Genomic DNA, 23,150 nt, shown 5'->3' on the forward strand with positions numbered 1-23,150 from the left:
TAGCGGATCAGCCGGGAGCTGTCGGTCTTTCGTGCGGCTGGCACAATGACCGCCGTGGCGGTCGGGACGGCTCTGCAGCGGCGGCGGCCCGGCTCGATGCTCGTCCTCGTCGCCGCGGTCGTCGGGCTGGCGCTGGCCGGTGCCACCATGCGGACGGCAGTCGTCGGCAACCGTGAGATCGCCACCGCCGCAACAGTGTTCTGCGGCATTTTCGTTCAGGCACTGCCGTTCCTGGCGCTCGGCGTCGTGATCAGCGGAGCGGTCGCCGCGTTCGTGACGCCGGACCGGCTGGCCCGCTGGCTGCCCCGGCGCCCGGCCGCGGCGATCCTGACCGCCGGCGTCGGCGGTGCCGCGCTGCCCGGCTGCGAATGCGGCTCCGTGCCGATCGCGCGGCGACTGTTCGGCGATGGCGCCGTGGGCGCCGCGGCGCTGACCTTCATGCTCGCCGCACCGGCCATCAACCCTGTGGTGCTGGTGGCCACCGCGGTCGCGTTCCCCGGTGCACCGCAGTTGGTGGCGGCACGGTGTGTGGCGTCGCTGGCGACCGCGCTGATCATGGGCGCGCTGTGGGCGCGGTTCGGGCAGCCGCGGTGGATCACCCGCTCGATGCCGCACACGCACGCCGCCGACGGCCCGCGCTGGGCCGTGTTCACCGAAGCGGCCCGGCACGACTTTCTGCAAGCCGCTTCATATCTGGTGATCGGCGCGGCCGCGGCGGCCGCGCTGCACGTGCTGGTCCCCTCCTGGGTGTACGAACACCTAGCGGGTCAGCTGGTCCTGGGCATCGCGGTCATGGCGCTGCTCGCGGTGATCCTGGCGCTGTGTTCGGAGGCCGACGCCTTCGTCGCGGCCAGCCTGTCGATGCTGCCGCTGCTGCCGAGGCTGGTGTTCCTGGTCGTCGGTCCCGCCGTCGACGTCAAACTTTTCGCGATGCAGGCAGGCATGTTCGGCCAGGCGTTCGCGGTCCGCTTCGCCCCGGTGACGTTCGTGGTCGCGACGTCGGTCGCGACCGCAGTGGGCCTGCTGATGATCGGGGCGCGGTGAGCCGGGAGACCCAGAATGCCCTGCTGTTGCTGGTCGGGGTCAGCACCGCGCTGATCACGATCAGCGGCGCGTTCACCCGCTACGTCAAGCCGGGGTTGCAGCCGTGGCTGCTGGTTTCGGCCGGGGTGCTGATCGCGTTGGCGCTGGTGTCGATCGCGCGCGACATCCGCCGCGGCGGCGCCCCCGACGACGCGGACGACGGCCATCGGCATCGGTCCGGTGTGGTGTGGCTGCTGCTGGTCCCGGTCGCGCTGCTGGCGTTCGTCGTCCCGCCCGCGATCGGGCCGCAGACCGCCCGGCCCACCGTGAGCGAGGTGTCGACGGACGTGCTGCGCCGGCCGTTCCCGCCGCTGCCGCCCGGACCCGCCCCCGAGCTGGCCCTGCCCGAATTGCTGGTCCGCATCGCGCAGGACTCCGCCGGCACCCTCGACGGCCGGACGGTCAGCGTCACCGGGTTCACCATCGACGACGGCGGCCGCACCGATCTGGGCCGCGTCGTGATCCTGTGCTGCGCGGCCGACGCCCAGCTGGCCCGCATCCGCCTCGGGGGTCCGGCCGCAGGCGCGGCCGCGGACCTGCCGGACGGTGCCTGGGTGCGGCTGGAGGGCAGCGTGCCTGCGGGACAGGGTGTTCCATCGCGCCGCACCGTTCCGGTGCTCGAGGTCTCGCGGGTGCAGCGGATCGAACCGCCCGCAAACACCTACGCCTACTGACGCCGTTCGACGAACGGCAGCAACGCCATCTCACGCGCGTTGCGGATCGCGGTGGCGACCTGCCGCTGCTGCTGCGGGGTGAGCCCGGTGACCCGGCGGGAGCGGATCTTGCCGCGCTCGGAGATGAATGTGCGCAGCAGCGCGGTGTCCTTATAGTCGATCGTCGTGACGCCCCTTACGGCCAGTGGATTGCGCTTCTGCTTGGCCGGCCCCTTGACCGGGGTGCGCCGTTTCGGGCTCTTCTTCGCCATCACCAACTCGACTTCCGCACGCCGGGCAGCTCACCGCGGTGCGCGTACTGGCGCACCCGCACCCGCGACAGGCCGAACTTGCGCAGGTGTCCGCGGGGGCGGCCGTCGACCGAATCCCGGTTGCGCACCCGCACCGGGCTCGAGTCGCGCGGAAGACGTTGCAGCGCAGTGACTGCCGCGGCCTGCTGCTCGACGCTGCCCGCCGGGTCGCGGATGATCCGCTTGAGTTCGGCCCGACGCTCGGCGTAGCGCTCGACGAGCACCTTCCTGCGCTCGTTGCGGGCGATCTTGGCCTTGGTGGCCATCAGCGTTCCTCCCGGAAGTCGACGTGGCGGCGCACCACGGGGTCGTATTTCTTGAGCACCAGCCGGTCGGGATCGTTGCGCCGGTTCTTGCGGGTGACGTAGGTGTAGCCGGTGCCCGCGGTGGATCTGAGTTTCACGACCGGACGGACGTCGGTGGCCTTGGCCATCAGAGCTTCTCCCCTCGGGCCCGCAACCGCGCCACCACGGCGTCGATGCCGTCGCGGTCGATGACCTTGATGCCCTTGGCGCTGACCCGCAGCGTGACACGGCGGCCCTCGGAGGGCACGAAGTAGGTCTTGCGTTGGATGTTGGGGTTCCACCGGCGCCGCGTGCGGCGGTGCGAGTGTGACACCCGGTTACCGAACCCCGGCGAGGCGCCCGTGACCTGGCAGTGCGCGGACATGTCCCTCCTTAGCGTTTATGACAATCGTTTTCGACAACTGTGATTCGAGACTGTAGCGTAGGCGGCCAGTCAGGTGAAAATCGTTGTCGATAGCTGGAGGTGTGATGCGGACACCGGCGGTCGTCGTGACCGGTCAGGGACAGTCCAACGGGGTGTGCGACGTGCTGTTGACTACGCCGGGCACCGTGGTGGTCACCCACCGATTCGACGGCCAGGTGGTGGTACGCGCCGTCAGCATGCGCCGCGATGACCAGGTGCACGTTTCGGAGTGGCCGCTCGAGCTGACCAACTGCTGCATCGGATGCACCACCCGCAACGACCTGCTGATCCTGCTGCGCCGCCTGCACCGCCGCGACGACGTGAGCCGCATCGTCGTGCATCTGGCGCCGTGGCTGGAACCCGAACCCGTCTGCTGGGCGATCGAGAACGTGGCCGTACACGTCGGCCCCGGCTACATCGACGGCCCGGCCAGCCGCGACGTCTCGCTGGAGGCCGTGGTGACCACCGTCGACACCGGCCGGTGGCTGGCGCAGGCGATCGGCGACGAGGAACTCAACGACCAGCGCACCGCCGCGCAGGTGGTCGTCGGTCAGGCAGAGTTCGCCGACGTCCTCGTGCTCACCGAACCCGACCGCAGGACCCTGTCGGTGCTGCGCCGCCTCTCCCCGCGCGCCCGGATCACCGTCGGCACCGACCGGCTCGAGACCGCGCTGGCTCACCTCGAACCCGACGCCCGCCGGGGCCGCGAGCACAATCCGCACGACCCGCTGCTCGCGGGCGAACCCCCACTGCAACCCGACGGCGACGTCGCCCTCGTCGAGTTCAACGCCGACCGGCCGTTTCACCCGCTGCGCCTGCACCACGCCATCGACGACCTGCTCGACGGAGTGGTGCGCATCCGCGGCCGGGCGTGGCTGGCCAGCCAGCCCGACGCGGTGGTGTGGATCGAGTCGGCCGGCGGTGGCCTCCAGGTTGGCCACGCCGGGGACTGGCTGGCGGCGCTGCCGCCCAACCAGCGCGCCTACGCCGCTCCGGAGCGGATCGCGCTGGCCGCGCTGACCTGGGACGACAGATTCGGCGACCGCCACATCGCGATGACCGCGCTGGTCTGCGGCGCCGATCCCGACATCATCACCCGGGCGCTGACCGGCGCCCTGCTCACCGACGAGGAGATGGCGCGGCCGCAGGACTGGCCGCACTACGACGACCCGTTCGGCGACTGGCACGAAGACCCGTGCGACGACCTCGACAAGGTCGACGACCGCACTAATGGTGAACGCCGACAAGGAGATTCATAGATGAAGCCCGGGATCCACCCCGACTACCACCCCGTCGTCTTCCAGGACGCGCTCACCGGCGACAAGGTCCTGACCCGCTCCACGATCACCAGCTCCCGCACCATCGAGTGGGAGACCCCCGACGGCGTGCGTACGTACCCGCTCGTGGTGGTCGACGTCAGCTCGGCGTCCCACCCGTTCTGGACCGGGTCGCGCCGGACCCTCGACACCGCCGGTCAGGTCGAGAAGTTCCGCCGCCGCTACGGCCGGGGCCGCTGACCGTCGCCCTACAGTGGTCGAATGCGCCTGCGCCCCGGACGCCCCGACCTGCGTGACTACGCCGGGCATGTCGACGTGCCCGCGGCCACCACGCAATCACCGGTCACCGTCACCTGGGCCGGCGTCACCACCCTGCTGGTCGACGACGGCGCGTCGGCGGTCATGACCGACGGCTTCTTCTCCCGCCCGGACCTGCTGCGGGTGGGCCTGCGCCGCATCGCCCCCGACCCCGCCCGCGTCGACGGCTGCCTCGCCCGGCTCGGCGTCGACCGCCTCGACGCGGTGCTGCCCGTGCACACCCACTTCGACCACGCACTCGATTCCGCGCTGGTCGCCGAGCGCACCGGCGCCACCCTCGTCGGCGGGAGCTCGGCCGCCCAGATCGGGCGCGGCCACGGACTACCCGAGGACCGGATCCGCACCGTCACCCCGGGAAAACCCCTGACGCTGGGCGGATACGACGTGACGCTGGTCGACTCCGGGCACTGCCCGCCCGACCGATTCCCGGGTGGGATCAGCCGCCCCGTCGTCCCGCCGGCGCGCGCCTCGGCCTACCGGTGCGGCGAAGCCTGGTCGGTGCAGGTCAACCACCGCGGCAGCGGCGCCACGCTGCTGGTGGTGGGCAGCGCCGGATACCGGCCCGGCGCGCTGACCGGGCACCGCGCCGAGGTGGTGTACCTCGGCGTCGGTCAACTGGGTGTGCAGCCGCCGGAGTACCTGGACGCGTACTGGCGCGAGACCGTTCGCACCGTCGGCGCCCGCCGGGTGGTGCTGATCCACTGGGACGACTTCTTCCGGCCCCTGCACCGCCCGTTGCGCGCGCTGCCCTACGCCGGTGACGATCTCGACGTCACGATGCGGTCGCTGCGCCGGCTGGCCGCCGAAGACGGTGTGGCGCTGCACCTTCCCGCGCTGTGGCGGCGTGAGGACCCGTGGCGCTGACTCAGCCGATGCGGTGATGGGCCGGCGGCAACGGCATGCCGAGCTCGGCCATCACCGCCCGCAGGCGCGTCGGGTAGTCGGTGATGATCCCGTCGGCGCCCGCCTCGATCTGGGCTCGCATCGCGGCCGCGTCGTTGATCGTCCACGGGATCACCGTGAACCCGTGCTCGTGCGCGCGGGCCACGAATTCGCGGTCGGCCACCAGCCGGAAACCCGGATCGGCGGGCGTCTGCCCGTAGGGCACCGAGTAGCCCGGCGACACGATGTCCGCGCCCACGCTGACCGCGCCCATGATCGGGTCCTCGACGACGGCGGGGTCCACCCCGGCCAGCCACGGCGAGCCGGGCACCCAGGTGGTGTCGTCCCACAGCGCGACCAGCGGCACCCCCGGCGCCGCCGCGGCCACCATCGGTAACGTGCGCCAGTCGAAGCTCTGGATCTCGACGCGGTCGAGCTTGCCGGCCTGCCGCACGGCGGCCAGGATCACGTCGACGAACTCCTCTGGCGCAGCGGATTGTTCGGGTTTGTCCGCCTCCACCTTGGTCTCGATGTTGTAGCGCACGGTGTCCGCGCCGTAGGAGTCGGCGAGCGCGAACACCTCGGGGAGCACCGCGATGCGGTTGCCCGCCACCACCTCAGCGTCCGGATACCCGGGCAGCAGCTTCCCGCAGTCCAACGTGCGCACCTGTTCGAGGGTGAGCTCGCGGACCAGCTTGCCGACGTACGGGTACAGCGGATCGCCCGGGAACGCCGGCGCGGTGTCGGCGCACTTGGCCGGATCGATTCGCGGGTCGTGCCACACCAGCGGCTGGTTGTCGCGGGTCAGCACGATGTCGAGTTCCAGGGTGCTCACGCCGAGTTCCAGCGACTTGGCGAACGCCCGCAGCGACTCCTCGGTGGTCTCGCCCCGCCCGCCGCGGTGCGACTGCAGGTCGAACGATGCGGATTGGGCGCCGGCGGGCGGTACCGGGGACACGGTGGCCAGCCCGGTGGCCAGGGTGAGGATCGACAGGAGTCGGCGCATGATGGGTGAGGTTAGCGAGCGGGTCAGGCTGCAGCAGGCGGGCGACGGGCCGCGCGTCGATTCGTCATCGGATGTTCGGCTGGTGGAAAGGACCCCTGGGTGCTCCTCGCCCTGCTGATGCTCGCTGTCGTGCTGACGTTCGCCCTGGTGCGTCCGCGCGGATGGCCTGAGGCGGTGGCCGCCGTCCCGGCCGCGGGGCTGCTGGTCGCCACCGGCGTGATCTCGCTGTCCGATGCGGCCGCCGAGGCGGCGCGGCTGGCCCCGGTGGTCGGGTTCCTCGCCGCGGTGCTGGTGCTGGCCCAACTGTGTGACGACGAAGGGTTGTTCCACGCGGCCGGTGTGCTGATGGCCCGCGCCGGCGGCGGGGATCCGCGACGGCTGCTGTTGATCGTGTTCGCGCTGGCCGCCGCCACCACCGCGGTCCTGAGCCTCGACGCGACCGTCGTCCTGCTCACCCCCGTGGTGCTGGCCACCGCCCGCACCCTGTCGATTCCCGCCGCGCCCTACGCCTACGCCACCGCGCATCTGGCCAACAGCGCGTCGCTGCTGTTGCCGGTGTCGAATCTGACCAATCTGCTGGCGTTCACCGCAGCGGGCCTGTCGTTCGGGCACTTCGCGGCGCTCATGGCGCTGCCGTGGCTGGCCGCGATGCTCGGCGAATACCTGACGCTGCGCGGCATGTTCGCCCGCGACCTGGCCGCCACACCGCAGCCGGCACAGCCGCTGCCGGAGGTGGAGGTGCCGGTGTTCGTGCTCGTCGTGCTCGGCCTCACCCTGGCCGGATTCGCCGCGACGTCGGCGGTCGGGCTGTCCCCGGCGTGGGCGGCACTGGCCGGTGTGGTGATGCTCGCCGCGCGCGGGTTGCGCCGGCGGGAGAGCACGGTGCGCGGCATCGTGTCCGCGGCCAACGTGCCGTTCCTGGTGTTCGTGCTGTGCCTCGGGGTCGTGGTCGACGCGGTCATGCGGCACGGACTCGACGACGTGATGCGCGAGGTGCTGCCCGCCGGCGACAGCCTGGCAGCATTGCTGGGCATCGCCGCCGTCGCGGCGTTGCTCTCCAACGTCGTCAACAACCTGCCCGCGGTCCTGGTGCTGCTGCCGCTGGTCTCGGCGGCCGGCCCGGGTGCGGTGCTCGCGGTGCTGATCGGGGTCAACGTGGGCCCGAACCTCACCTACGTCGGGTCGCTGGCCAACCTGCTGTGGCGCGACGCCGTGCGCGGCTCCGACGTCCCCAGCGGCGCACTGCGTTTCAGCGCCGTGGGGGCGGGCACGGTGCCGCTGACCCTGGTGGCGGCGGTGACCGGTTTGTGGGCAGGCCTCCAGCTGTTCAACTCCTGACTCGCGAGCGTTCATCGACCCGTCCGGCGGCGCGGCGAGCGAATCGCCCCGGCGCTGGGCAGAATTGACCCGTGGTGTCGCTGCGCAGATACGTCGCGCTGGGGGATTCCTTCACCGAGGGCATCGGTGACCCACATGCGCACAGTCTCAACGGCGTCCGCGGCTGGGCCGACCGGCTGGCGGCGCGCCTCGCCCGCGACGTCGACGGCTTCCGCTACGCCAACTTCGCGGTACGCGGACGCACGATGGCCGACATCGTGACCGACCAGGTGCCCGCCGCCGCCCTGCTCGAACCCGACCTCGTCACGATCTACGCCGGGATGAACGACCTGATGGCGCTGACCATCGACGTCGACGCGATGATGTCCAGCTACGCCGACGGCCTGAAATCGCTGCAGCAGACGGGCGCCACCGTGCTCGCCTTCACCGCCCCCGACCTCGGCGCCAAACCGCTGTTCCGCGGGCTGCGGGGGCGCGCGGCCATTTACAACGAACTGCTGCGGGCCATCACCGACGACCTGGGCATCGGGCTGATCGACTTCTGGCGCTTCGACGAGTTCCGCGATCCCCGGCTGTGGGACCACGACCGCGTGCACCTTTCCCCGCTGGGGCACGAGGTGATGGCCGCCCGAGTGCTCGACGCGCTGCCCGGCGCCGGGCTCCGGACGCGCACCGAGCGGTTCCTCGCCGCGCCCGCCACCCGCGCCACCACGGGCGAGAATCTGCGCTGGGCGGCGTCGTTCGCGGTGCCCTGGGCGGTCCGCCGGCTGCGCCGCATCACACCCGGCACCGGTGTCGACCCCAAATCCACCACGTGGGTGGACGTGGTCTGACGGCTATCCGCGGCGCTGGCGGGCGATCTCGGCCAGCACCACCCCGGCGGCCACCGACGCGTTCAGCGATTCGGTGGGCCCGGCCATCGGGATCGAGACCACGGCGTCACAGTTCTCGCGCACCAGCCGCGAGAGCCCCTTGCCCTCCGATCCGACGACCACGACCACCGGTCCGGACGCGTCGAGTTCGTCGAGCATGGTGTCGCCGCCGGCGTCCAGCCCGATCACCTGCAGGCCGGCGTCGGCCCAACTCTTGAGCGTGCGATTGAGGTTCGTCGCCCGCGCCACCGGTAGGCGCGCGGCCGCACCGGCGCTGGTCCGCCACGCCACCGCGGTCACCGACGCCGAGCGCCGGGCGGGGATCACCACACCGTGCCCGCCGAACGCGGCCGCCGAGCGCACGATGGCCCCGAGGTTGCGTGGATCGGAGATGTTGTCCAGCGCCACCAGAAGTGCCGGGGCGCCATCGGCTTTCGCCGCGGTCAGCAGATCGTCGGGGTGGGCGTAGTCGTACGGCGGCACCTGCAGGGCCAGCCCCTGGTGCAGCGCGTTGGACGTCATCCGGTCCAGGTCGAGTCGCGGCACCTCGAGGATGGGCAGCCCGCTGTCGGCGGCGATCTGCACCGACTCGGTGACCCGCTCGTCGGCCTCGGCGCCCAGCGCGACGTAGAGCGCGCTCGCCGGGACTCCGGCGCGCAGACACTCCACCACGGGGTTGCGGCCGAGCACGAGCTCGGTCTCGTCGGTCTTGCGCGGCGGGCGGCGCTGGGCGACCTTGGCCGCCTTCGCCGCCCGCTTGGCGGCCGGGTGGTTGGGCCGCATATGCGCGGGCGGGGTCGCCCCCCGGCCTTCCAGGCCGCGCCGGCGCACCCCTCCGGAACCGACGGTCGGTCCCTTCTTGGTGCCCTCTTTACGCACCGCGCCGCGGCGTCTGGAGTTGCCGGCCATCGCTACGCGTCCTTGCTGTCGCCGTCGATCAGCGCCCACTGGGGCCCGTCGGCGGTGTCGGTGACCTCGATACCGGCCTCTTTGAGCCGGTCGCGGATCTGATCTGCGGTGGTCCAGTCGCGCCGCGCCCGGGCCTCGGTGCGGCTGGTCAGCGCCCACTGCACGAGCACGTCGACCGCGGCCAGTGCCGCCGACGCCTCATCGCGCGACTCCCACCGCTCGTCGAGCGGATCGCAACCGAGGATGCCCATCATCGCCCGGATCGACCGGGCCTGGGTCATCGCCGTGTCGTGGTCGCCGGAGTCCAGCGCCCGGTTGCCCTCCGCGCGGGCGGCGTGCACCTCGGCCAGCGCGATCGGCACCGCGAGGTCGTCGTCGAGGGCGGCCTCGAAGCGCGGCGTCCACTGGCCGGGCACCACCGCGCCGACGCGGTTGCGGACCCGGTGCAGGAAGTCCTCCACACCGCTGTAGGCCTTGACCGCATCCTGCAGGGCCGTTTCGGAGAACTCGAGCATGGAGCGGTAATGCGCGCTGCCGAGGTAGTACCGCAGTTCGGCGGCCCGCACCCGCGACAGCACGGCCGGGATCGACAGCACGTTGCCCAGCGATTTGCTCATCTTCTCGCCGCCCATGGTCACCCAGCCGTTGTGCAGCCAGTAGCGGGCGAACCCGTCACCGGCGGCCACCGCCTGTGCCACCTCGTTCTCGTGGTGCGGGAAGACCAGGTCCATGCCGCCGGCGTGGATGTCGAAGGTGTCGCCGAGGTACGCCTCGCACATCGCCACGCATTCGGTGTGCCAGCCGGGTCGGCCGCGGCCCCACGGGGTCGGCCACGACGGCTCACCGGGTTTGGCGCCTTTCCACAGCGTGAAGTCGCGCTGGTCGCGCTTCCCGGTCGCGACGCCCTCCCCCTGATGCACGTCGTCGATGCGGTGCCCGGACAGCGCGCCGTAGTCGGTGGCGCTGAGCACGTCGAAGTAGACGTCACCGCCGCTGGCGTAGGCGTGGCCGCGGTCGATCAGGCGCTCGATGAGCTCGACCATCTGGGTGATGTGGCCGGTGGCGCGGGGTTCGGCCGACGGCGGCAGCACCCCGAGCGCGTCGTAGGCGGCGCTGAACGCCCGCTCGTAGGTGGCGGCCCACTCCCACCACGGCCGGCCGGCATCGGCAGCCTTGGTGAGGATCTTGTCGTCGATGTCGGTGACGTTGCGGATGAACGCGACGTCGAAACCCTTGGCGGTCAACCAGCGACGCAGCACGTCGAACGCCACCCCGCTGCGCACGTGCCCGATGTGGGGCAGGCCCTGCACGGTCGCGCCGCAGAGGTAGATCGACGCGTGGCCCGGCCGCACCGGCACGAAGTCGCGCACGGCACCGGTCATGGTGTCGTAGAGCCGCAGACCCGTCGGCTCCGCCGACCGGGCCGCATCTGCGCGATCGGTCACGACGTGCCAGCCTACCGGCCTGTTCGCGGTTCTCCCGCATCGACCACGAGCGCGGTGGCGATCGCGGCCAGCCCCTCACCGCGTCCGGTCAGCCCGAGTCCGTCGGTGGTCGTCGCCGACACCGACACCGGCGCACCGACCAGATCGGAGAGCACCTGCTGCGCCTCGGCCCGGCGCGGCCCCACCTTGGGGCGGTTGCCGATCACCTGGACGGCTGCGTTGCCCACCTGCAGTCCGGCGCCGTCGAGCAGCCCCCGCACGTGCCGCAGCATGTCGGCGCCGCTGACGCCGTCCCACTCCGGCCGTCCGGTGCCGAACACCTCACCGAGGTCACCGAGTCCGGCCGCGGACAGCAGCGCATCGCACAGCGCATGCGCGGCGACGTCCCCGTCGGAGTGGCCGGCGCACCCGTCGGCGCCGTCGAAGCGCAGGCCGAGCAGCCAGCACGGCCGGCCCGGTTCGATCGGGTGGACGTCGGATCCGAGTCCGATACGCGGCAGTGTCACAGCGCAGTCATACCGCACCGGACAGGATCGCCTCGGCGAGCACCAGGTCCAGCGGGGTGGTGATCTTGAATGCGAGCGGATCGCCTTCGACGACCTGCACCTGACCGCCGATGCGTTCGACCATCGACGCGTCGTCGGTGAAACCGCCCTCGTGCGCATGACCGTAGGCACGGCGCAACACCTCGGTGTGGAAACCCTGCGGCGTCTGCACGGCGCGCAGGCCGGCGCGTTCGGGGGTGCCGAGCACCGCGCCGTTGGCGTCGACCGCCTTGATGGTGTCGGCCACCGGAAGTGCGGGCACCACCGCGGTGTGCCCGGCACGCAGCGCCTCGACCACACGCACGATCAGCGCCGGCGGGGTGAGGGCGCGGGCCGCGTCGTGCACCAGCACGAACTCGGCCTCGCCGGCCGCAGCCAGCGCCAACCCGACCGATTCGGTCCGGTCGGCGCCGCCCGCGACGACGACGGCCTCGCCGCCGAACACGAGCTTGGCCTCGTCGGTGCGACTCGGCGGCACCGCGATCACGACGGCGTCGACCACGCCGGAGTCACGCAGACCGGCGATGGCGCGTTCGAGCATGGGGCGCCCACCCAGAGTGACGAAGGCTTTGGGCGCACCGGCCGCGAGCCGTTGACCGGATCCCGCGGCCGGGACGACGGCCACTGTCGTCATACCGCGTCCGGTCTAGGACGCGGCGGCGAGTGCCTCATCGAGAATGATCGTGGCCTTCTCGTCGTCGGTGTTCTCGGCCAGCGCGAGCTCACCGACGAGGATCTGCCGGGCCTTGGCCAGCATGCGCTTCTCGCCCGCGGACAGGCCGCGTTCCTGATCGCGGCGCCACAGGTCGCGCACGACCTCGGCCACCTTGTTCACGTCACCGGAGGCCAGCTTCTCGAGGTTGGCCTTGTAGCGGCGGGACCAGTTGGTGGGCTCCTCCGTGTGGGGGGCGCGCAACACCTGGAAAACCTTGTCGAGACCTTCCTGTCCGACCACATCACGCACACCGACGTATTCGGCGTTATCGGCGGGCACTCGAACTGTGAGATCGCCTTGGGCGACCTTCAAGACGAGGTATTCCTTCTGCTCGCCTTTGATGGTTCGGGTTTCGATCGCTTCGATCAACGCAGCACCGTGATGTGGGTAAACAACGGTGTCTCCGACCTTGAAAATCATCAGTTTCGAGCCCCTTTCACGTGTCCATGCTAACACGCGGCCCCGACACGTGCGGATCAACGGTGCAGGTCAGGGGCACTGCGGATGAAGATCAAGGGTTGACAGGGCGGCGAATCCGTGCAACCGCGCGGTTGCCGGTGTCCCGCCGCGCCACACCGCCGGACACCGATTCGCCACACCGGTTCACCGTCCCGCGGCGCCCATCGGGACACCTTCGGGGACCCCTCTCGGACACCGGGCGACTTTGCCGTGCGGACCACCGTGGCCGCCCGCCGCGTCGACCTACTACTGTGCATAGTCGAACTCCCGGATCGACAGCTGGGCAACCCCCTGCAGGAGGCTTGTGTGAACCGCTTCAGTACGCGCGCTTCTGCCGTCACCTCCGGGCTGGCGGCCGCCGGGCTGGCCCTGGCCCTCACCGCCTGCGGCGCAGGTCAGATCTCCCAGACGGCCACTCAGGCGCCTGCGGTCAACGGCGTCAACGCCGGGGTGGGCACGATCTCGTTGCGCAACGTCCACATCCGCGCGCCGCAGGAGTCCGACTACGTTCGCCCGGGCACCGAGGCGGAGTTGCTGTTCACCGCGACCAACGAGTCCCCCGACCAGCCGGACCGGCTGGTGTCGATCCGCTCGGAGATCGGTTCGGTGCCGCTGCGCGGCGACACCGAGATCGCCCCGACCGGGGTGCTCGTCGCCGGCGAGCCCGACGGTCAGACCGCCGCACTGGAGAGTGTCGAACCCGCCTCCCCGCTGACCGCGGACATCACGCTGACCGAGCCGATCACCAACGGGCTGACCTACCCGTTCACGTTCACGTTCCAGCGCAGCGGTGACGTCACCGTGCAGGTGCCGATCTCCGCAGGCGAGGCCCCGCGCCGCGATGACGGCGGGCACTCCGCGCCCTCGGGCGAACACTCCGGCGGTCACTGACCCCGCGACACGCGGGCGCGCAGCGCCCACCCGCACCCCACTGTCGGCGCCGACCGATACCGTCGTCCCGTGGCCAAAGCGCGCTCGTCCTACCGCTGTTCGGAGTGCAGGCACGTCACCGCCAAATGGGTCGGCCGCTGCCCCGACTGCGGCACCTGGGGGACCGTCGAAGAGGTCGCCGTGCTGTCCGCGGTGTCCGGCTCCCCGGCGCGACGATCGGTGGCGCCCACCTCCCCCGCCGTGCCGATCAGCAGCATCGACCCCGGCCGCACCCGCCACGACGCGACCGGAGTGAGCGAACTCGACCGGGTGCTCGGCGGCGGGCTGGTGCCCGGGTCGGTGACGCTGCTCGCCGGTGATCCCGGGGTCGGGAAATCCACCCTGCTGCTCGAGGTCTGTCACCGCTGGGCCCGCTCCGGCCGCCGCGCGCTGTACCTGACCGGTGAGGAATCCGCCGGTCAGGTCCGGCTGCGCGCCGAGCGCACCGGCTGCACACACGACGAGCTGTACCTGGGCGCGGAATCCGATCTGCCGACCGCACTCGGCCACATCGACGCCGTGCGGGCCAGCCTCGTGGTGGTCGACTCGGTGCAGACCATGTCGACCACCGAATCCGACGGCGTGCCCGGTGGCGTCACCCAGGTGCGCGCGGTCACCACGGCGCTGACCATGGCGGCCAAGACCACCGGGGTGGCGATGGTGCTCGTCGGGCACGTCACCAAGGACGGCGCGATCGCCGGGCCGCGCTCGCTGGAACACCTCGTCGACGTGGTGCTGCACTTCGAGGGCGAGCGCACCTCACCGCTGCGGATGGTGCGCGGGGTGAAGAACCGCTTCGGCGCGGCCGACGAGGTGGGTTGTTTTCAGTTGCACGACAACGGGATCGAATGTGTCGCCGATCCGTCGGGGCTCTTCCGCGACCAGCGCACCAGCCCGGTGCCCGGCACCGCGGTGACCGTGACGCTGGACGGCAAGCGGCCGCTGATCGGCGAGGTGCAGGCACTGGTCGGCAACGAGCAGACCGGTCCCTATCCGCGCCGCGCGGTCAGCGGCATCGATTCGGCCAGGGCGCCGATGATCGCCGCGGTGCTCGACCGGCACGCCAACATCGGCGTCGCCTCGCGCGATCTGTACCTGTCGACCGTCGGGGGGATGCGGTTGACCGATCCGTCGTCGGATCTGGCCGTCGCGCTGGCCATCGCGTCGGCGCGCTGGGATCTGGCGATGCCCGCCGATTCGCTGGCGATCGGTGAGGTGGGGCTGGCCGGTGACCTGCGCCGGGTCACGGGGATGGACCGGCGATTGGCAGAAGCCGCCCGGCTGGGCTTCACCACCGCTATCGTCCCGCCCGGCAGCACCTCGGCGCCGACCGGACTGCGGGTGGTCACGGCCGACAACATCCGGTCGGCGTTGCAGGTGATGCGCAGCATCGCCCACAATGACGGCCGAGCGCAGGAGGAATGATGGCCGTGAAGACCGCCAGGACGGCCCGTACGGTCGTCGCGCTGGCCCGTCCGACGCTGCGCGAGACGCTGGGCCGGTTGGCCCCCGGGACGCCTCTGCGCGACGGTCTGGAGCGGATCCTGCGCGGCCGCACCGGCGCGCTGATCGTGCTCGGCTACGACGACAGCGTCGAGGCCATCTGCGACGGCGGGTTCGAACTCGACGTCCGCTACGCGCCCACCCGGCTGCGCGAGCTGTCGAAGATGGACGGGGCGGTGGTGCTGTCCAGCGACGGCACCCGCATCCTGCGCGCCAATGTGCAACTGGTCCCCGATCCCTCGATCCCCACCGACGAGTCCGGCACCCGGCACCGCTCGGCGGAGCGCACCGCGATCCAGACCGGTTACCCGGTCATCTCGGTCAGCCACTCGATGAGCATCGTCACCGTCTACGTCGCCGGCGAACGCCACGTGGTGCCCGACACCCCGACCATCCTGTCGCGGGCCAACCAGACCGTCGCGACGCTCGAGCGCTACAAGTCCCGCCTCGACGAGGTCAGCCGCCAGCTGTCGACCGCCGAGATCGAGGACTTCGTGACGCTGCGCGACGTGATGACCGTGGTGCAGCGCCTCGAGATGGTCCGGCGGATCAGCCTGGAGATCGACGCCGACGTCGTTGAACTCGGCACCGACGGCCGCCAGCTCAAACTGCAGCTCGAGGAACTCGTCGGCGACAACGAGACCGCGCGCGAACTGATCGTGCGCGACTACCACGCCAACCCCGACCCCCCGACCGCCGCGCAGGTGAGCGCCACGCTCGAGGAGCTCGACACGCTGTCGGACAACGAGCTGCTCGACTTCACCACGCTGGCCCGGGTGTTCGGCTACCCGTCCACGCTCGAGGCGCAGGACTCGGCGATGAGTTCCCGCGGCTACCGCGCCATGGCAGGCATCCCCCGCCTGCAGTTCGCCCACGTCGACCTGCTGGTCCGGTCGTTCGGCTCACTACAGGGGCTGCTGGCCGCCAGCGCCGACGATCTGCAGTCCGTCGAGGGCATCGGCTCGATGTGGGCGCGCCACATCCGCGAAGGTCTGTCACTGCTCGCCGAGTCGACCATCGCCGACCGGCTGGCCTGATCGGGCGGTCAGCCCACCCCGGGCGCCGCGGGCGGCGGCACACCGGGAGCTCCCGGCGCCGGGGCCTGCCCGGGCGGGGCGGCCTGAGCCAGGATGAACGGCACGGGTGCTGAACGCAGGTTCCCGAGCTGGACGATCAGGTTGTAGGTCCCGGCGCCGATCGGCTCGCGCGGCAGCGGGCACTGCGGCGCCGAACCCATACCGGTCCAGGTCACCTCGGTGGTCACCTGCTCACCGGGGGCGAAGGTCTTGACCAGCGTCTCGTTGCTCGGCGCGCAGTCCAGGTTGGACCACAGCCGGGTGTTGTCCAGCGAGTACACATAGGCGGCGAGCACCGCGGCGCCGACGTCGCGCTTGCACGCCACCAGGCCGATGTTGGTGACGACCATCGTGAACTTCGGCTGATCGCCGACGACGTACTCGGGCTGGCTGGTGATGCCCTTGACGGCCAGCGTCGAATCGGGGCAGTCGTCACCCTCCTGCAGCACCGGCGGAGGGGTGACCGCCGCGGTGGGCGTCGGGGTGGGCGGCGGCACCTGCTGCGGCGCCGGCACGATCGGGGTTTTGACCTCGGGGTTCTCCCCGGGCAGCGGGGTCGGGGCCGGGGCCGCGGGTTCGGACTGCTCTGCGGCGTTCTTGGTCTCGGCGCCGGACCCGCCGCTGACCACCATCAACACCACCGCGGCGACGATGCCGACGACCACCACCGCGATGCCCATGGCGAGCGCCCTGCGGCGCCAGTAAATCTGCGAAGGCAGTGGGCCTTGCGGTTCGAGATCCAGCACACGACCACGGTAAAGCCAGGTCAGGCCCGATCGTTCGAGGTGACTCGGCGTGTCGCGCTCAGGCTTCGCCGATGTCCCCGAGATGGTCGCGCAGCGCGATCTGCCCGTCGGCCAGGTGATACGTCACCCCGGCGATGGCCAGCGCGCCCGAGTTGATGCGCTCGGCGATCGCGGTCGAGCGCTCCTGCAGCTGCACGGCGGTCTCACTGACGTGGCGGGCCTCGAATTCGTCGACCCGGGTCAGGCCCTCGCGGCGGCCGCGCAGAATCGACGGCGTCACTCGCTCGACCACGTCACGCACGTACCCGCCGGGCACCACGCCGTCGTCGATCGCGGACAGCGTCGCCTTGACCGCACCGCAGCTGTCGTGGCCGAGCACCACCACCAGCGGCACGTCGAGCACCGTGACCGCGAACTCGATGGAGCCCAGCACCGCCGAGTCGATGACGTGGCCGGCGGTGCGGACCACGAACATGTCGCCGAGGCCCTGGTCGAAGATGATCTCCGCGGCGACGCGGCTGTCGGCGCACCCGAACACCACCGCGGTCGGGTGCTGGCCCTCGGCGAGGCCGGCGCGGTGTTCGATGCTCTGGCTGGGGTGCTCGGGTCGGCCGGCGACGAAGCGCTCGTTACCCTCCTTGAGTGCCTTCCACGCGGTCACCGGGCTGGTATTCGGCATGCCGCATATTGTGCCCGAGCGGTTGAGCGATGATCGACCCGGGCGAGTTAAGTGAGTGGTACGACCACGCGCAGCGCGATCTGCCGTGGCGTCGGCCGGGCGTGACGCCCTGGCAGATCCTGGTCAGCGAGTTCATGCTGCAGCAGACTCCGGTGGCCCGGGTCGAGCCGGTGTGGCTGGCGTGGATTGCCCGCTGGCCCACCCCATCGGCGACCGCCGCGGCGAGCGCGGCCGACGTGCTGCGGGCCTGGGGCAAGCTCGGCTACCCGCGCCGGGCCAAGCGGCTGCACGAGTGCGCGACCGTGATCGCCGCCGAGCACGGCGACCAGGTGCCGTCGGAAGTGGACGTGCTGCTCACGTTGCCGGGCGTCGGCGCCTACACCGCGCGGGCGGTGGCGTGCTTCGCCTACCGGCAGCGGGTCCCGGTGGTCGACACCAACGTGCGCCGGGTGATTGCGCGCGCCGTGCACGGCCGCGCGGACAGCCCGGCCAGCGTCCGCGACCTCGCCGATGTCGCGGCCCTGCTCCCCGAAGACATTGCCGCGCCGAAGTTCTCGATTGCCCTGATGGAGCTGGGCGCCACGGTGTGCACGGCCCGCGCACCGCGCTGCGGACTGTGCCCGCTGCGGGCGTGCGCCTGGCGCACGCTGGGCTACCCGGCGGCGACGACGCCCGCGCGCCGGGCGCAGCGCTACGCCGGGACCGATCGTCAGGTCCGCGGCCGGTTGCTGGACGTCTTGCGCGGCAGTGCGGCTCCGGTCAGCCGCGCCGAGCTGGACGTGGTGTGGCTGACCGACCCCGCGCAACGCGACCGGGCGCTGGACTCGCTGCTGGTCGACGGGCTGGTCGAGCAGACCGCCGACGGCCGGTTCGCGCTGGCCGGCGAGGGTGCGGGCTGACCAGCAGTTTGCCGGATATGTTGCCGTCCCACAGGAAACGACTGCCGTCTAACGTTGACCCATGACCCGCAGCCTGGATCAGGTCGTCACCGCGGCCGCGGCCGAGTTGATGGCCGCGACCGCCACGAACGTGGTCGCCAGCTGCACCCGGGTCCTGGCCGACGTCGTCGCCCATCTGGGAGTCGACTTCAGCTTCCTGCGCCACAACGACCACACCATCCATGCCACCACGCTGGTCGCCGAGTGGCCGATACGCGACACGATCCCGGACCCCGACCCGATCGGCGTCATCTACTTCGCCGACGCCGATCCGGTGTTCCGGATGGCGGAGTACCTGAAGACGCCGCTGATCCTGCGGCCCGAACCGGCCAACGACGACTACCAGCGCCGGATCGAGGAGGGCACCGGGGTGCCCGCGGTGTCGATGGCGTGCGTGCCGCTGCTGTCCGGCGAGATCACCTCGGGCATCCTCGGATTCATCAAGACCGGCGACCGCGAATGGACCGACGAGGAACTCAACGCGCTGCAGACGATCGCCACCCTGTTCGCCCAGTTGCAGGCGCGCATCGCGGCCGAGGAGCAACTGCACTATCTCGCCGAACACGACGACCTGTCGGGGCTGCTCAACCGACGAGCGCTGATCGCCCATCTCGACGCCCGGCTCGCCGGCGGGCAGCCGGGTCCGGTGGCCGTGTTGTTCCTGGATCTCGACCGGCTCAAGACGGTCAACGACTACCTCGGGCACAACGCCGGTGACCAGTTCATCCAGGTGTTCGCCGAACGCCTCAAGGCCGGGACCGACGCGCCCGCGGTGATCGCGCGGGTGGGCGGTGACGAATTCGTGGTGGTGCCCGACGAACCCATGGACGCCGCCGCGGTCGAGGGTTTCGCCCGCCGGCTACAGGACTTCCTGCAGCGTCGGGTCGTCATCGACGGCGAGACGCTGGCCCGCACCGTGAGCATCGGCGTCGCCGTCGGAGATCCCGGCCACGACACCACGACGGATCTGCTGCGCCACGCCGATCAGGCCGCCCTGTCGGCCAAGAGTTCCGGTGGCAGCAAGACCGCGGTGTTCACCACCGAGATGGCCTCTCAGCACGCGGTCCGCAACGACATCGAGCTGCACCTCGAAGGTGTGATCGACGAGGCCAGCGGTGCGTTGGTCCTGCACTACCTGCCCGAAGTCGACATGCGGACCGGGCAGGTGCTCGGCGCCGAGGCGCTGATCCGGTGGCGCCACCCGACCCGCGGGCTGCTGCTGCCCGAATCGTTCATCGGCGTCGCCGAGTCCATCAACCTCGCGGGGAAACTGGGCCGGCTGGTGATGCGCTCAGCGTGCGCGGACTTCGCCCAGTGGAAGTCGCGGCGGGCGATCGACACCGCGCTGCTGCGCATCAACGTCTCTCCCGTGCAACTGGTCTCCGACGGGTTCGCGGCCATCGTGGCCGGCACGCTCGACGAGTTCGGGCTCGACGGGCGCTCGGTGTGCCTGGAAATCACCGAAAGCGTTGTGGTGCAAGACATCGAGTCGACCCGGCACACACTGGCCGCGCTCAAGGAGGTCGGTGTGCGGATCGCCATCGACGACTTCGGCACCGGCTACAGCGTGCTCACCCACCTCAAGTCGCTACCGGTCGACACGGTGAAGATCGACCGCGGGTTCGTCCGGGAGCTCGGCCACAACGCCGGCGACCTCGCGATCGTGCGGGCCATCCTCGCGCTGGCGGACGCGTTCGAACTCGAGGTGGTGGCCGAGGGCGTCGAGACCGTCGCCGCGGCCAGGACGCTGCTCGACCTCGGCTGCCCGCGCGCCCAGGGTTTCATGCTGTCGCGTCCGGTCGACGCCGCGGCGATGGAGGCGCTCTTCCGCCAGGGCGAGATCCCGGTCGACGCGCTGCACCCGGACGGCACCGGCCCCGCGGACAACGGGCATCGGGCGTCGCGCTGAACGCAGCACTCGACATCCGTGCCGGCATCGAGTAAGACGAGTTGACCTTGTCTTCGGCCGGAGGCCGGGCCCGACGCAGGAGGACCGACACCGTGGCAGTGGCACCGTTCAACCACATCACCGCGACGTACACCGCGGGGCACGCCTGGATGTACGAGACCATCGTCGCGCCGTCGGTGTACCGGTCGCGCCAGATCATCGACTCCACATTCCTGTCGCACCTGCCCCAGGGCGCCCGCATCCTCGACGTCGGCGCGGGCGGCGGCCTGTTCACCAACTACCTGGCCGATCAGCGCCCGGATCTGACGATCGTCGGTGTCGATCTGGCCGAGCCACAACTCAAGCGGGCCCGGAAGCGGATGCGCGCCTACGCCGACCGCGTCACCTTCCAGAGGGGCGACGCCACCGCCCTGGACTTCCCGGACCGAAGCTTCGACGGGGTCATCAGCTACGGCTCGGTCAAGCACTGGACGTCACAGGAGAAGGGCATGGCCGAGTGCGTCCGCGTGCTCAAACCGGGCGGTCCGCTGCTGGTCACCGACGCCGACCGCAGCGCCACGTTCGACGACGCCAAGGACTTCATCTCGCACTACAAGATGCCACGCTTCCTCGACGGCCCGAACCTCGCGCTGTTCCGCACCTGGATCGCCGGTCGGTCGATCGACCTCGACGACGCCCGGGCGCTGGCTGCATCCGTCCACCTCGACGAGGTCGACGTGCGCCGCATCCCCGACTCGCCGCTGGTCATGATCGCCGGGCGGCGCCCCGCCGAGTAGTCCGGCGGTTCAGGCAGGCTGGGAGGCGGCGGCCTCGGTGTCGGTGCAGCAGAACCGCCGGCGGTAGTCCGAGGGCGTCACGCCGATGACGCGCCGGAAGTGGTGGCGCAGCAGCGTGGCGGTGCCGAAGCCGGACCGCTCGGCGATGCGGTCGATGTCCAGATCGCTCTCCTCGAGCATGCGACGCGCGTAGAGCACCCGCTGGTCGGTCACCCACTGCATGGGCGTGGTGCCGGTCTCCTCGACGAAGCGGCGGGCGAACGTGCGCGCGGACATGTTGGCGCGCCGGGCCAGCGTGGTGACGGTGTGCGGTTTCTCGAGGTTGGCCATGATCCAGTCCAACTGCGGGGCGAACCGTTCCGAACACCGCACCGGGATGGGCTGCTCGATGTACTGGCGCTGGCCGCCGTCGCGCTGCGGCGGCACGACCATGCGCCGCGCGATCGTGTTCGTGACCTCGCTGCCGAGTTCGCGCCGCACCAGGTGCAGGCAGGCGTCGATGCCCGCCGCGGTCCCCGCGCTGGTGATCAGGTTGCCGTCGTCGACGAACAGGACGTTGCGGTCCACCCGGGCGGTGGGGTACATCCGGGCCAGTTCCTCGGCGTGCATCCAGTGGGTGGTGCAGGGCCGGCCGTCGAGCAGGCCGGCCGCGCCCAGGACGAAGGCGCCCGAACAGACCGACAGGATGATCGCGCCGTTGGCCGCGGCGGTGCGCAGCGCGTCGAGCGCCTCGGCCGGATAGCCGTTCGCGCCTGCGCTGATCGCGGGCACCGCGACCAGGTCGGCATGCACCAGTTCGGCGAAATCGCAACTGGGCGTGATCAAGGCGCCGACCGTCGTCTGCACGGATTTTCCGGCCACCGGTCCGCAGACCTTGAAGTCGAAGTTCGGCACGCCGTCGGTGGACCGGTCGATTCCGAACACCTCGCAGATGACGCCGAACTCGAAAACCGCTAGCCCGTCCATCATCATTGCCGATACGCTTTTCAACGCCATGGCAGCATATTAGCGCAACCTGTCAGTGCTGCCACTGTTGGCTGGAATTCCCTCGTCGAAAAATAACTGCCATGACCACTGCACTGATCGCCCTCGCCGTGACCGCCCCGTTCGCGCTCACCGCCGCCCTGGCCTGGGTGGCTCACCGCAACGGGATCCTCCGCCTGCACCTCGACCAGTTCCGCGTCTTCGCGCCGATGCGCGGCCGGCTGTCCGACGGTCAGGAAGACCGGGACTTCTCCCGCGCCCAGCACGACCTCGAGGCGGTGCGCAGCCGCTTCGAGGAGCACCCGGTGTGGCCGTCCTCAGGTGCGGTCGGCGAACGGCGCTAGGTATGCCTCGACCGCCGTCCGGTACACCTGCGGTTGCTCGTCGTGGATGAGGTGACCGGCACCGGGCACGTACAGGTACGTCGCCCGGCGCCCGGTCTCCGCCATGCGCCGCATCTGCCCCGGCGGGGTCACCGAGTTCCCGGCCTCCAGCAGCAGCACGGGCGCACGCACCTGCTCCCACTGGCTCCAATAGTCTCGCCGCCCCCACTCGGCGGCGATGTCGATCCACTGCCTGCGCCGGCCGTGCAGCCGCCACCCGGTCGGCGTGCGGTCGAACGCCTCCAGGAAGTAGCGTCCCGCCACCGGGCCGAACTCCGCAAACACCTGCTCGGGGCTGGTGAACTCGACGGGCAGCGCATGCAGCCACGGCTCCCACGGGCCGGTGGTGCGGCCGCGGAAGTCCGGTGCCATGTCCTCGACGACCAGCGCGGTGACCAGATCCGGCCGGTCCGCCGCCAGGCACCAGGCATGCAGCCCACCCATGGAGTGGCCGATCAGCACGGCCGGCCGCGACAGCGCCGCCACCGCCGCGCCGAGTTCGGCGACGAAGTGGTCGGTGCCGACCGGGTGCGGCTCGACGACGTCGCGGCCGCGGTGCCAGGGCGCGTCGTAGGTGAACACCGCACCGAGCCCGGTCAGCCACGGCACCTGACGCCCCCAGGTGGAGCCGCGGCCCATCAGCCCGTGCACCAGGACCAGCGGTACGCCGGTACCGCCGCGGTGGGTCAGCGCAGCGTGATCCAT

28 protein-coding genes are annotated in these 23,150 nt (G+C 71.1%); 14 read left to right on the plus strand and 14 right to left on the minus strand.

Annotated elements, in window-relative coordinates:
• Window positions 1-45: 45 nt before the first annotated feature.
• Together E4P42_RS06390 and E4P42_RS06395 are read left to right on the plus strand one after the other, a co-directional pair.
• Window positions 46-1,044, plus strand: coding sequence for a permease (locus E4P42_RS06390; RefSeq protein WP_167759379.1), 999 nt, complete (start codon window positions 46-48; stop codon window positions 1,042-1,044).
• On the plus strand, window positions 1,041-1,757 hold the full coding sequence (locus E4P42_RS06395; RefSeq protein WP_135124198.1) for a TIGR03943 family protein: 717 nt from the start codon (window positions 1,041-1,043) through the stop codon (window positions 1,755-1,757). The genes E4P42_RS06390 and E4P42_RS06395 overlap by 4 nt, the downstream gene beginning before the upstream one ends.
• On the opposite strand, the gene rpsR is transcribed toward E4P42_RS06395, so the two are convergent.
• Genes rpsR through rpmB form a run of 4 tightly spaced genes read right to left on the minus strand, consistent with a single transcriptional unit; the run spans window position 1,751 to window position 2,716 of the window.
• The gene (rpsR, locus tag E4P42_RS06400; protein WP_371286990.1) at window positions 1,751-2,011 is read right to left on the minus strand and encodes a 30S ribosomal protein S18; all 261 of its coding nucleotides are present in this window, start codon (window positions 2,009-2,011) and stop codon (window positions 1,751-1,753) included. The two genes, E4P42_RS06395 and rpsR, sit on opposite strands and share 7 nt — an antisense overlap.
• Window positions 2,008-2,313, minus strand: a complete 306-nt coding sequence (gene rpsN / locus E4P42_RS06405) for a 30S ribosomal protein S14 (protein ID WP_135124202.1) — start codon at window positions 2,311-2,313, stop codon at window positions 2,008-2,010. Before rpsN ends, rpsR begins: the two co-directional genes overlap by 4 nt.
• Window positions 2,313-2,480, minus strand: coding sequence for a 50S ribosomal protein L33 (gene rpmG / locus E4P42_RS06410; protein ID WP_135124204.1), 168 nt, complete (start codon window positions 2,478-2,480; stop codon window positions 2,313-2,315). Before rpmG ends, rpsN begins: the two co-directional genes overlap by 1 nt.
• Window positions 2,480-2,716 carry a 50S ribosomal protein L28 gene (gene rpmB, locus E4P42_RS06415; protein ID WP_135124206.1) on the minus strand — a complete coding sequence of 79 codons (237 nt, stop codon included), beginning with the start codon at window positions 2,714-2,716 and terminating at the stop codon, window positions 2,480-2,482. Before rpmB ends, rpmG begins: the two co-directional genes overlap by 1 nt.
• Before the next feature lie 104 nt (window positions 2,717-2,820).
• On the opposite strand from rpmB, the gene mrf reads away from it, so the two are divergent.
• The 3 genes from mrf to E4P42_RS06430 are packed head-to-tail and all read left to right on the plus strand — an operon-like array spanning window position 2,821 to window position 5,214.
• The gene (mrf, locus tag E4P42_RS06420; protein WP_135124208.1) at window positions 2,821-4,014 is read left to right on the plus strand and encodes a ribosome hibernation factor-recruiting GTPase MRF; all 1,194 of its coding nucleotides are present in this window, start codon (window positions 2,821-2,823) and stop codon (window positions 4,012-4,014) included.
• A complete protein-coding gene (locus E4P42_RS06425) occupies window positions 4,015-4,272 on the plus strand; it encodes a type B 50S ribosomal protein L31 (protein WP_135124210.1) in 258 nt (85 codons plus the stop codon).
• Between the two features lie 21 nt (window positions 4,273-4,293).
• A complete protein-coding gene (locus tag E4P42_RS06430; RefSeq protein ID WP_135124212.1) occupies window positions 4,294-5,214 on the plus strand; it encodes an MBL fold metallo-hydrolase in 921 nt (306 codons plus the stop codon).
• Window position 5,215: 1 nt separating this feature from the next.
• Here E4P42_RS06430 and E4P42_RS06435 read toward each other — a convergent pair whose 3' ends face one another.
• Window positions 5,216-6,238 carry a glycerophosphodiester phosphodiesterase gene (locus tag E4P42_RS06435; protein WP_135124214.1) on the minus strand — a complete coding sequence of 341 codons (1,023 nt, stop codon included), beginning with the start codon at window positions 6,236-6,238 and terminating at the stop codon, window positions 5,216-5,218.
• 117 nt (window positions 6,239-6,355) lie between these two features.
• Between E4P42_RS06435 and E4P42_RS06440 the strand changes: the two genes are divergently transcribed.
• On the plus strand, window positions 6,356-7,576 hold the full coding sequence (locus E4P42_RS06440) for an SLC13 family permease (protein WP_209305711.1): 1,221 nt from the start codon (window positions 6,356-6,358) through the stop codon (window positions 7,574-7,576).
• 74 nt (window positions 7,577-7,650) lie between these two features.
• The gene (locus E4P42_RS06445; protein ID WP_135124389.1) at window positions 7,651-8,409 is read left to right on the plus strand and encodes an SGNH/GDSL hydrolase family protein; all 759 of its coding nucleotides are present in this window, start codon (window positions 7,651-7,653) and stop codon (window positions 8,407-8,409) included.
• Window positions 8,410-8,412: 3 nt separating this feature from the next.
• On the opposite strand, the gene rlmB is transcribed toward E4P42_RS06445, so the two are convergent.
• The 5 genes from rlmB to carD are packed head-to-tail and all read right to left on the minus strand — an operon-like array spanning window position 8,413 to window position 12,482.
• The gene (gene rlmB, locus E4P42_RS06450; protein WP_135124218.1) at window positions 8,413-9,357 is read right to left on the minus strand and encodes a 23S rRNA (guanosine(2251)-2'-O)-methyltransferase RlmB; all 945 of its coding nucleotides are present in this window, start codon (window positions 9,355-9,357) and stop codon (window positions 8,413-8,415) included.
• Window positions 9,358-9,359: 2 nt separating this feature from the next.
• Window positions 9,360-10,802: a cysteine--tRNA ligase gene (gene cysS, locus E4P42_RS06455; protein WP_135124220.1), complete on the minus strand. Its 1,443-nt coding sequence runs from the start codon at window positions 10,800-10,802 to the stop codon at window positions 9,360-9,362.
• A gap of 11 nt (window positions 10,803-10,813) precedes the next feature.
• Window positions 10,814-11,308 carry a 2-C-methyl-D-erythritol 2,4-cyclodiphosphate synthase gene (gene ispF / locus E4P42_RS06460; protein WP_135124222.1) on the minus strand — a complete coding sequence of 165 codons (495 nt, stop codon included), beginning with the start codon at window positions 11,306-11,308 and terminating at the stop codon, window positions 10,814-10,816.
• 7 nt (window positions 11,309-11,315) lie between these two features.
• Window positions 11,316-11,981, minus strand: a complete 666-nt coding sequence (gene ispD, locus E4P42_RS06465; RefSeq protein ID WP_135124224.1) for a 2-C-methyl-D-erythritol 4-phosphate cytidylyltransferase — start codon at window positions 11,979-11,981, stop codon at window positions 11,316-11,318.
• Between the two features lie 12 nt (window positions 11,982-11,993).
• Entirely contained in the window at window positions 11,994-12,482 is a 489-nt protein-coding gene (gene carD / locus E4P42_RS06470; RefSeq protein WP_059093232.1) for an RNA polymerase-binding transcription factor CarD, read from the minus strand.
• Window positions 12,483-12,827: 345 nt separating this feature from the next.
• On the opposite strand from carD, the gene E4P42_RS06475 reads away from it, so the two are divergent.
• From E4P42_RS06475 to disA, 3 genes are all read left to right on the plus strand, one after another.
• Entirely contained in the window at window positions 12,828-13,412 is a 585-nt protein-coding gene (locus E4P42_RS06475; protein WP_135124226.1) for a hypothetical protein, read from the plus strand.
• A 69-nt stretch (window positions 13,413-13,481) separates the two neighbouring features.
• Window positions 13,482-14,876 (plus strand): DNA repair protein RadA, encoded by a 1,395-nt coding sequence (gene radA / locus E4P42_RS06480; protein WP_135124228.1) that lies wholly within the window; start codon window positions 13,482-13,484, stop codon window positions 14,874-14,876.
• Window positions 14,876-15,991 (plus strand): DNA integrity scanning diadenylate cyclase DisA, encoded by a 1,116-nt coding sequence (gene disA, locus E4P42_RS06485; RefSeq protein WP_135124230.1) that lies wholly within the window; start codon window positions 14,876-14,878, stop codon window positions 15,989-15,991. Before radA ends, disA begins: the two co-directional genes overlap by 1 nt.
• A gap of 8 nt (window positions 15,992-15,999) precedes the next feature.
• On the opposite strand, the gene E4P42_RS06490 is transcribed toward disA, so the two are convergent.
• Both E4P42_RS06490 and E4P42_RS06495 read right to left on the minus strand, forming a co-directional pair.
• Window positions 16,000-16,776, minus strand: coding sequence for a hypothetical protein (locus E4P42_RS06490; RefSeq protein WP_167759380.1), 777 nt, complete (start codon window positions 16,774-16,776; stop codon window positions 16,000-16,002).
• Window positions 16,777-16,834: 58 nt separating this feature from the next.
• The gene (locus E4P42_RS06495; RefSeq protein ID WP_135124232.1) at window positions 16,835-17,455 is read right to left on the minus strand and encodes a carbonic anhydrase; all 621 of its coding nucleotides are present in this window, start codon (window positions 17,453-17,455) and stop codon (window positions 16,835-16,837) included.
• Between the two features lie 29 nt (window positions 17,456-17,484).
• Between E4P42_RS06495 and E4P42_RS06500 the strand changes: the two genes are divergently transcribed.
• From E4P42_RS06500 to E4P42_RS06510, 3 genes are all read left to right on the plus strand, one after another.
• Window positions 17,485-18,354, plus strand: a complete 870-nt coding sequence (locus E4P42_RS06500; protein WP_135124234.1) for an A/G-specific adenine glycosylase — start codon at window positions 17,485-17,487, stop codon at window positions 18,352-18,354.
• Window positions 18,355-18,415: 61 nt separating this feature from the next.
• Window positions 18,416-20,302, plus strand: coding sequence for a bifunctional diguanylate cyclase/phosphodiesterase (locus tag E4P42_RS06505; protein WP_135124236.1), 1,887 nt, complete (start codon window positions 18,416-18,418; stop codon window positions 20,300-20,302).
• 92 nt (window positions 20,303-20,394) lie between these two features.
• The gene (locus tag E4P42_RS06510) at window positions 20,395-21,078 is read left to right on the plus strand and encodes a class I SAM-dependent methyltransferase (RefSeq protein WP_135124238.1); all 684 of its coding nucleotides are present in this window, start codon (window positions 20,395-20,397) and stop codon (window positions 21,076-21,078) included.
• A gap of 9 nt (window positions 21,079-21,087) precedes the next feature.
• Here the strand turns inward: E4P42_RS06510 and E4P42_RS06515 are convergent, their stop codons facing one another.
• Entirely contained in the window at window positions 21,088-22,074 is a 987-nt protein-coding gene (locus E4P42_RS06515; protein WP_135124240.1) for a GlxA family transcriptional regulator, read from the minus strand.
• 71 nt (window positions 22,075-22,145) lie between these two features.
• Here E4P42_RS06515 and E4P42_RS06520 point away from each other — a divergent pair, with 71 nt between their 5' ends.
• The gene (locus tag E4P42_RS06520) at window positions 22,146-22,406 is read left to right on the plus strand and encodes a hypothetical protein (RefSeq protein ID WP_135124242.1); all 261 of its coding nucleotides are present in this window, start codon (window positions 22,146-22,148) and stop codon (window positions 22,404-22,406) included.
• Here the strand turns inward: E4P42_RS06520 and E4P42_RS06525 are convergent.
• The gene (locus E4P42_RS06525; protein ID WP_135124244.1) at window positions 22,380-23,150 is read right to left on the minus strand and encodes an alpha/beta fold hydrolase; all 771 of its coding nucleotides are present in this window, start codon (window positions 23,148-23,150) and stop codon (window positions 22,380-22,382) included. The genes E4P42_RS06520 and E4P42_RS06525 overlap by 27 nt on opposite strands.

This window comes from Mycobacterium sp. PS03-16 (assembly GCF_004570325.1).
Taxonomy (GTDB): Bacteria; Actinomycetota; Actinomycetes; order Mycobacteriales; family Mycobacteriaceae; genus Mycobacterium.

Bases quoted from the DNA above. Each gene is read 5' to 3' on its own strand.
- E4P42_RS06505 (WP_135124236.1), top strand. From the start codon at position 18,416: ATGACCCGCAGCCTGGATCAGGTCGTCACCGCGGCCGCGGCCGAGTTG.
- E4P42_RS06525 (WP_135124244.1), bottom strand. From the start codon at position 23,150: ATGGATCACGCTGCGCTGACCCACCGCGGCGGTACCGGCGTACCGCTG.
- E4P42_RS06440 (WP_209305711.1), top strand. From the start codon at position 6,356: ATGCTCGCTGTCGTGCTGACGTTCGCCCTGGTGCGTCCGCGCGGATGG.
- rpsN (WP_135124202.1), bottom strand. From the start codon at position 2,313: ATGGCCACCAAGGCCAAGATCGCCCGCAACGAGCGCAGGAAGGTGCTC.
- rpmB (WP_135124206.1), bottom strand. From the start codon at position 2,716: ATGTCCGCGCACTGCCAGGTCACGGGCGCCTCGCCGGGGTTCGGTAAC.
- ispD (WP_135124224.1), bottom strand. From the start codon at position 11,981: ATGACGACAGTGGCCGTCGTCCCGGCCGCGGGATCCGGTCAACGGCTC.
- rpmG (WP_135124204.1), bottom strand. From the start codon at position 2,480: ATGGCCAAGGCCACCGACGTCCGTCCGGTCGTGAAACTCAGATCCACC.
- mrf (WP_135124208.1), top strand. From the start codon at position 2,821: ATGCGGACACCGGCGGTCGTCGTGACCGGTCAGGGACAGTCCAACGGG.
- E4P42_RS06390 (WP_167759379.1), top strand. From the start codon at position 46: ATGACCGCCGTGGCGGTCGGGACGGCTCTGCAGCGGCGGCGGCCCGGC.
- E4P42_RS06520 (WP_135124242.1), top strand. From the start codon at position 22,146: ATGACCACTGCACTGATCGCCCTCGCCGTGACCGCCCCGTTCGCGCTC.
- rlmB (WP_135124218.1), bottom strand. From the start codon at position 9,357: ATGGCCGGCAACTCCAGACGCCGCGGCGCGGTGCGTAAAGAGGGCACC.
- E4P42_RS06500 (WP_135124234.1), top strand. From the start codon at position 17,485: ATGATCGACCCGGGCGAGTTAAGTGAGTGGTACGACCACGCGCAGCGC.
- E4P42_RS06425 (WP_135124210.1), top strand. From the start codon at position 4,015: ATGAAGCCCGGGATCCACCCCGACTACCACCCCGTCGTCTTCCAGGAC.
- disA (WP_135124230.1), top strand. From the start codon at position 14,876: ATGGCCGTGAAGACCGCCAGGACGGCCCGTACGGTCGTCGCGCTGGCC.
- carD (WP_059093232.1), bottom strand. From the start codon at position 12,482: ATGATTTTCAAGGTCGGAGACACCGTTGTTTACCCACATCACGGTGCT.
- E4P42_RS06495 (WP_135124232.1), bottom strand. From the start codon at position 17,455: ATGCCGAATACCAGCCCGGTGACCGCGTGGAAGGCACTCAAGGAGGGT.
- E4P42_RS06430 (WP_135124212.1), top strand. From the start codon at position 4,294: ATGCGCCTGCGCCCCGGACGCCCCGACCTGCGTGACTACGCCGGGCAT.
- E4P42_RS06515 (WP_135124240.1), bottom strand. From the start codon at position 22,074: ATGGCGTTGAAAAGCGTATCGGCAATGATGATGGACGGGCTAGCGGTT.
- E4P42_RS06435 (WP_135124214.1), bottom strand. From the start codon at position 6,238: ATGCGCCGACTCCTGTCGATCCTCACCCTGGCCACCGGGCTGGCCACC.